This is a genomic window from Candidatus Dormiibacterota bacterium (assembly GCA_035532835.1).
Lineage (GTDB): Bacteria > Vulcanimicrobiota > Vulcanimicrobiia > Vulcanimicrobiales > Vulcanimicrobiaceae > DAHUXY01.
Window position 1 is genome coordinate 41,669 of the sequence record DATKQG010000024.1, and the last position, 7,160, is coordinate 48,828.

Below are 7,160 nucleotides of genomic sequence, written 5' to 3' on the forward strand. Positions count from 1 at the left end.
CGCCCCGACCCTCTCCTTGTACCCGAGTCTCTTGCGCCGAGCGACCTTTGTCGGGAAGTAACGATGCCATGATAACCCTAGCTTCAACCGAGGACGTGCTCCGAGCGTTGCGAAGGGCGCGAGAGGTCACCTGCGCATCGTACGCGTTGCCGTCCGGCCCCGTGCTCGACGGGCTCGCGTCGGCCGCGCGCCGCGGCGCCCACGTCGTCGTCCGTTTAGAAGGCACCCCATACAAGGATGCCGCGGGCGGGTTGCAACGAGCCAACGCCGCCGCCGTCGCCGCCCTGCGCTCCGCCGGAGCCGACGCGCGATTGCTCCACGGGGCCCCCGGCGAAGCAGCCCTGCACGCCAAAGCGATCGTCGCCGATGACGCACTCTATCTCGACGACTGCAACTGGCCGCACGACGGCTGCGACACCATCGTCCGCGACGACGCACCCTCACACGTACGAATGGTGCGCGATATCACCCTCGGGCAGGCCGTCGCCGCTTCGCGCGGCTTCGCGACCGGCAAACGCGCCGCGCTCGCATCGGAAGCACGGACGATCGCCGCCGCATCTCGCGATTGCGTCGATATCGAAAGCGAATCGGTCAGCGCCTACAACTGCGCCTTTGCCGCCATCGACGCACGCGCCGAGCGCGGCGAACGCGTGCGCCTATTGGTCTCCGCGCGCGATCTTCGCGGCAACGCCAAAGAGCGCGCCGCGTTATCGAAGCTCGCGAACGACGGCGTACAAGTGCGAACCTGTCCGGCCAGCGAAAAATTCGCGCTAGCCGGCGCGCGCGCATGGATCGGCAGCGCAAATGCCTCCGCCGCATTCGATAAGCCCGATCAAATCGATTGGGGCCTCCAAACGCGCGCGAAACAAGTGATCGCGCACCTCCGTTCGCACTTCGAACAACGCTGGATCAAAGCAACGCCGCTAAGAACGATATAGCTAAACGATAGCGCCGGTGTGCCTAATACAGCCACATAGCCTTGAAGGACGCGCGGTCCCCACGCACTGGGCCGGGAGACGCCCAAAAATTTCATCCATGAAATTTTTCAGCTCGAGCATTTTTTCGACAGAACGAAGTTTTGAAGTGGCCCTCCGGGCCAGGTCGAAAAAACTGCACGCTCCCGGCCCAGTGCGTGGGGACCGCGCGTCCTTCAACCCCGCCTCAAGCCAAAGAGCGATCGCGTTCGCGCATCGCTGCGTGCGATCACCTCGTCCGGAGGCAATCCGAGCAATTCCGTGACGAATGCCACCGTGCGCGCGACGAATGCCGGCTCGTTGCGTTTGCCGCGCAATGGGACCGGCGCGAGATACGGGCAATCGGTCTCGAAGATGAGCGGCTCCAATCCGACCTCGCGGACCGCATCGCGAAGCGCTTGCGCCGTTTTGAACGTGACCACGCCGCCGATACCGAGCGAGAGGCCGAATTCTTCGACGTACGTGCGCGCTTGATCGGCGTCGCCGGTGAAGCAGTGGATGACGCCGCGCATCCCCGGCACGAACTCTTCGCGAAGGATCGCGAGAAAATCGTCGTACGCATCGCGGTGGTGGAAGATGACGGGCAAGTCGCGTTCGCGCGCGATGCGCAATTGCTTGCGGAGTACCGTTTGTTGCACGTCGCGCGGGCTGTGATCGTAGAAATAGTCGAGCCCGGTCTCGCCGATCGCGACGACGCGATCGTCGGCCAACAGCGGCGCAAACGCGGCCGCGAGATCTTCGGGAGCGTCGATCGCTTCGTGCGGGTGCACGCCGACCGAGGAGTAGACGCCGTATGCGCGTGCTGCTGCCAGCGCTCGGGCCGAATCGGGCAGATCGCATCCGACCGTTACGATGGTCGTTACGCCGGCCTCCCGCGCGCGCGCGACGACCGCGTCGCGATCTTCGTCGAATTGTTTATCGTGGATATGGGCGTGCGAATCGATCACCCCGCTACCTTTGCCGAGAGGTTACGCGGTCTCCTCGACGTCTTCGACGATGCGATTGCGGCCCTGGTGCTTGGCTTCGTAGAGCGCTCGGTCGGCGCGCGCCACCAGGCTCTCGCCCGTTTCGCCTACATTGGCGGCGGCGACGCCGATGCTGGCGGTGACGGGATCGCCGTTGGCATAGCGCATGCCACCGAGCGCTACGGCTAAGCGCAGGCGTTCGCCGACGGTCATCGCAATGTCGCGCGAGGCGCCGGGCATGACGATCAGAAATTCCTCGCCGCCGATGCGGCCTGGCGTATCGCCGCTGCGAATAGTGGATTTGATGATGTGCCCGATGCGGCGGAGGCAATCGTCGCCGGCGGCGTGGCCGAGTTGGTCGTTGACGGTTTTGAAGTGATCGACGTCCAGCAAAAGCACGGCGCCGCGATCGGGTATCGTGATCTCGGCGAGCATCGCATCGAGCCGTTCGAGCGTCGCGGCGCGGTTGTAGAGGGCGGTGAGCCCGTCGATGGTGGCGGCGTTTTGGGCGGCGGCGATCGAGCGCATGTCGCCGAGCAACGGTGCGAGTTCGCGCGCGGCGTTGGTGAATTGCGCGATTTGCTCGCCGCTGAGCGGCCGGTCGTGCCGCCGATGCACGATCAGCGCGCCGTTGAGATCGCCTTGCACGAGCTGAGCGGCGAACGCGTAGGCGACGTAGTATTGGTCGTGGAGCGTAATCGAGGCGGTGCCGCTAAATTTCATGCGCACCAGAAGCCGCCGCCGCATTTCGTCGCCGGCGGGGCTCAACGCCGGCCCGAGCAGCGTGACCGTCCGCCACAATTCGACGCGCGAACTCGTTGCCGCGAGCACGGTCACCGTTTCGCCCGGGGATGGGACGCGCAGCGTTGCGAGGATGGCGTTGATCTGCGGTAGCGGGTCGCGGTCGCCGAGCATCGCCTGCACGGCGTCACGCACTAAACGCAGACGGTGAAGCTCTGCGGTCTGTTCGTCGATGGTGCGCAAGAGTATTGAGGTGCCGATGACGGGAGCCCACATGGCGGCTGCGAGCGCGAAGTGGCCGGCGGCGACGGGGTCGCCGACCGCTACCGCCCACAGCACGTTCGAAGCGCCGACGATCCACGTGCGCGGATCGCGTGCCAAACGCTGCCAGACGCGCGTAATACCGATGTGATACATGGCCGACGACGTGCAGGCGGAGATGCCGAAAACGAAGACGACCGTCACGACGGCGAGCGTCCCCGCAAACGCGAGTAGCGCACCCGGCGTGTTGGCTGCGAAGATCGGATCGATTTGCGAGAGCGGCGGAATGAACGCGAGTGCCACGAGCGTGCGCAGGACGCCGTGACGCGCGATGTCGGTGGGAGCGCTGCCGCGGCGCGCAACGGCTGCGATACCGAAGCCGGCGGCGAGCGCTAGGGCCGCGGCAGTCGGGCCGGCCGCCCCATCGATCAAAAAGAGCGGAGCGACGATCGGAAGGTCGAGAAAAACGGCTTCGGCAGCCCGCCCGCTACGGCGCATGCGCAGTCCGCGGATCGGCAGCGCGTTGAAGGCCACGAGCGCGACGCAAACCGCTGCGGCGCCGCACAGCAGCCAGAGCTGCGGCGTAAATTGCCGGATGAAGAGCGTGAGTGCGACGGCCAGCCCGGCGATGGCGATAGCGCCGCCGCCGAAGGTAAAGCCGCGGCCCGGGCCGCTCACGCTTGAGTCCATCGCGTCAGCTGCCGGCCGGCTCGAGCTCGATGCGTGGAAAGAGCGCATCGCCGAGTGCGACGCGGGTTCCGGGCGCGAGCCCACCCCAATGCAACGCCTCGTTCCAATCGGCGTCGATGGGGGCGGTTGCCCCAAGCTGGCGCCACATCTCGGCCGTCCGCTCCGGCATCACCGGATGCAACAGCATCGCGAGCCAGCGGATTCCTTCGCAGAGGTCGTAGAGGAGCGCGTCGAGTTCCGTATCCCGTTCCTCACGGTGGAGGACCCACGGTTTCTGGTCGTCGATGCGACGATTGAGCGCGACGACCAGCTCCCACACCGCCTCGAGCGCGCTGCGAAAATCGAGGGTGAGAATGAGGGTGCGCACGCGTTGCGGCAACGCGGCCATAGCGGCGCCCACCTCGCTCCCCGCTGCGTCTCCGGGCGGAATGACGCCGTCCCGATACTTGAGCAGCATGCTGAGCGAACGGCGAACCAGGTTCCCTAAGTCGTTTCCGAGGTCGCTATTGTGGCGCTGGGCGATCTTGGCTTCGGAGTACGAGAAATCGCTCCCGAACGGAGCTTCTCGTAAAAGGAAGTAGCGCAGAGAGTCGGCGCCAAAACGCTCGGCAAGGGCGAAGGGATCGACGGCATTTCCGAGGCTCTTGCCCATCTTTTGGCCATCGACCGTGATCCAGCCGTGGGCGAAGACCAGCTCCGGAGCCTCCTCGCCCAAGGCCCACAGCACCGCCGGCCAAATGAGCGTGTGGAAGCGCGCGATCTCCTTGCCGATCAATTGAACGCTCGCGGGCCAATACGTGGCAAAACGCTCCGGATCCGACGACCAGCCGATCGCGGAAATGTAGTTGAGGAGCGCATCGAACCACACGTAGATGACGCCGCCGCCGCCCGGAATCGGAATGCCCCAATCGAAGTTGGTGCGCGAAATCGAAAAGTCTTCAAGCCCCTCCTCGAGGAGCGCCACCATTTCGTTGTAGACGCTCTTGGGGCGCACCCACTCCGGATGCTCCCGATAATACTGCAACAGCCGATCCCGATAATTAGAGAGCCGAAAGAACCAATCGTCCTCCGAGATCCACTGCACCTCGCGTCCGCAGGTGGGGCATTTGCCGTCCACGAGCTTGGCTTCAAGCCAAAAGGTCTCGTCGTTGACGCAGTACCAGCCTTCGTATTTTCCTAAATAAACGTCGCCGTTTTCGCGCAAGCGTTCGAATACGCGCTGCACCACGCTTTCGTGCCGCGGCTCGGTCGTGCGGATGAAATCGTCGTAGCGAACGTGGTAGGTGGCGAATAATTTCTGCCAACGCGGCACCAACTCGTCACACCATGCCTGCGGGGTCTTCCCGGCAGCCGCGGCGGCGTTGGCGACCTTTTGCCCGTGCTCGTCGGTGCCGGTCAGGAAATAGGCCGGGCCGGAGGTGCGCGCCATGCGAGCGAGCACATCCGCGACCACCGTTGTGTATGCGTGGCCGATATGCGGGTTGCCGCTAATGTAGTAGATCGGGGTGGTGACGTAAAAGGCGCGCTTCATCGCGCTCCCCTTTCGTCAGCCGACCGGCCGCCCTTGCCTCGCGCGGTTTTTACGCTCGCTGGCACGCGCATACAGCATCCGGCGCTCGCCCAGGCCCCCCTGGGCCAACAACCGAGCGATGTCGGCAATGCTGCGACCTTCTTTGAGGTAGCCGTCGATGCGCTCGTCGATCTGTTCCGGCGTCGGCGCCGCAGGGGCGCTGGTGCGTTCGAGCGGCGCGATCGCAAACGCAATCTCGCCGCGCACGGGCTCCGCGATCGCGGCGGCAACTTCGGCCGGAGAACCCAGAGCCTGCTGTTCGAAGAGCTTCGTGTACTCTCGCAGCACGAACACGCGCGCGTCGGGCGCGAGTTCTTGGAGGTCGGCGAGGGTAGCGTGGATACGCTTGGGAGACTCGTACCAAATCGTCGTGATGCCGCCCCGCAACGCTCGTTCGAAGGCATCGCGCCGATCGCGTTGCGTCCGCGGTACGAACCCTTCGAAAAGAAACCGGCGCAGATCGAAGCCGGAGAGTACGGCGACTCCGAGCGCGGCGCTCGGGCCGGGCAGGAGATCGACCGGGACGCCGGCGGCGCGCGCGGCGGCTACCAGCGCGGTGCCCGGGTCCGAGATGCCGGGCATCCCGGCATCGGTTACCAGCACGACGTTACCGTCGCGAGCGCGCGCTAAGATGCCTTCGGTAACGCTCGCGGCATTTTGTTCGCGGTAACTCCAACACTCTTTCGTGCCGATGCCCAGCGCAAAGAGGAGCTTGCGCGCGACGCGCGTGTCTTCGGCGACGACGATATCCGCATCGCGTAACGCGTCGAGCGAACGCAGCGTGATGTCGCGTAAATTCCCGAGCGGCGTCGGGACTAAAACGAGCGGCATCAGGAACGAATCACGGACCAGATTTGCGAGAACTTCGGCGCGCGTCCGTAGAGCAGCATGCCGACGCGATAGAGCTTGCCGCCCAGGATGCCGATCCCGATCAACGCGGCGATATTGAGTGCGAGCGAGATCGCGACTTGCCATACGGGCACGTTGCTAACCGCGATGCGCGCGAACATGACGAACGGCGAGAAAATCGGCACGAAGCTGGCGGCGACCACCCACGGAGCGTCCGGATCGCCCAGTGCCGAGATGGCGAGGAAAAACGCGCCGACGACCGGCAGCACTAACGGCGCGCTCAAGCTTCCCAGATCCTCGGTGCGATTGACCAGCGAAGCGACGCCTGCGAAGAGCGTCGAGAGTTGGAGAAACCCGCAGATGAAGAACAGCACGAACGCGCAAAGTACCCATGCCGAGAGCAAATTGCCGGAGAACAATCCGCCCAGCGCGATGGGGGAGGCGTCGGCACCACCGGCGGCTCCCATACTCGCGACCAGGCCCACGCCGACCCAAATCGCCATCTGCAGCAACGCGAGCGTCGCGGCGGCGAAAATCTTACCCGTGAGCAGGGCGATCGGGTCGACCGATGCGACCAGCAATTCGGCGATGCGGCTGGTCTTCTCTTCGGCGACGGCACTCATGACGAGCTGACTGTTGAGCAGAATCAACATGTAGAGAAAGAAAATCAGCGTGTAAGCAATGCCGCGCACGGCTTGCGCCTGGCTCGACGAGGAAAATTTGGAATCGATCGGGTGGATCGCGACGGGGATGGCTAACAACGAGGTTATGGCCGCCTTCGACCCATGCATCGCCAACTGCACCTGCAGCGGGAGCAAATCGGCGCGGACTTCCTCGCGCGGCACGCTCCCCGGATCGCGCGCGAAGATCGTGACGTGGAGGCGATCTCCCACCCGCGAGAGCACGATGGCGGACGACGCATGGTGGGCTTTCAAAAGCGCGATATCGACGGTGGTAGGCGCGAGCGTTGCGGCGATATCGAAATCGCCCTTGAGTAACGGAACGGCGGGCGTGGTAAGCGCGGAATCGCCGACGACGATCGCTTGCTTGTTGCCGCTAAAAGCGCCGCCGAGCAGGCTCGGCAATTGAATGAACGCGAAAATCCCGATC

At 64.7% G+C, this 7,160-nt stretch carries 6 protein-coding genes; 1 reads left to right on the forward strand and 5 read right to left on the reverse strand.

Going from position 1 to position 7,160, the window contains the following annotated elements:
• The first annotated feature begins 68 nt into the window (after positions 1–68).
• On the forward strand, positions 69–938 hold the full coding sequence (locus VMW12_03670) for a hypothetical protein (protein ID HUZ48825.1): 870 nt from the start codon (positions 69–71) through the stop codon (positions 936–938).
• Between the two features lie 212 nt (positions 939–1,150).
• Here VMW12_03670 and VMW12_03675 read toward each other — a convergent pair whose 3' ends face one another.
• The 5 genes from VMW12_03675 to VMW12_03695 form a co-directional block, all read right to left on the reverse strand.
• A complete protein-coding gene (locus VMW12_03675) occupies positions 1,151–1,921 on the reverse strand; it encodes a TatD family hydrolase (protein ID HUZ48826.1) in 771 nt (256 codons plus the stop codon).
• Between the two features lie 21 nt (positions 1,922–1,942).
• Positions 1,943–3,619, reverse strand: coding sequence for a GGDEF domain-containing protein (locus VMW12_03680; GenBank protein HUZ48827.1), 1,677 nt, complete (start codon positions 3,617–3,619; stop codon positions 1,943–1,945).
• A 16-nt stretch (positions 3,620–3,635) separates the two neighbouring features.
• Complete coding sequence (gene metG, locus VMW12_03685) at positions 3,636–5,162, reverse strand: methionine--tRNA ligase (protein ID HUZ48828.1); 1,527 nt, start codon at positions 5,160–5,162, stop codon at positions 3,636–3,638.
• A gap of 15 nt (positions 5,163–5,177) precedes the next feature.
• Positions 5,178–6,032: a 16S rRNA (cytidine(1402)-2'-O)-methyltransferase gene (gene rsmI / locus VMW12_03690; protein ID HUZ48829.1), complete on the reverse strand. Its 855-nt coding sequence runs from the start codon at positions 6,030–6,032 to the stop codon at positions 5,178–5,180.
• Positions 6,032–7,160, reverse strand: a 1,129-nt coding sequence (locus VMW12_03695; GenBank protein ID HUZ48830.1) for an ABC transporter permease, incomplete at its 5' end; no start/stop codon positions are given. The genes VMW12_03695 and rsmI, both read right to left, overlap by 1 nt.

What these genes read in the sequence shown, in the direction of transcription:
- rsmI (HUZ48829.1), bottom strand. Translation starts at nt 6,032, where the DNA reads ATGCCGCTCGTTTTAGTCCCGACGCCGCTCGGGAATTTACGCGACATC.
- metG (HUZ48828.1), bottom strand. Translation starts at nt 5,162, where the DNA reads ATGAAGCGCGCCTTTTACGTCACCACCCCGATCTACTACATTAGCGGC.
- VMW12_03670 (HUZ48825.1), top strand. Translation starts at nt 69, where the DNA reads ATGATAACCCTAGCTTCAACCGAGGACGTGCTCCGAGCGTTGCGAAGG.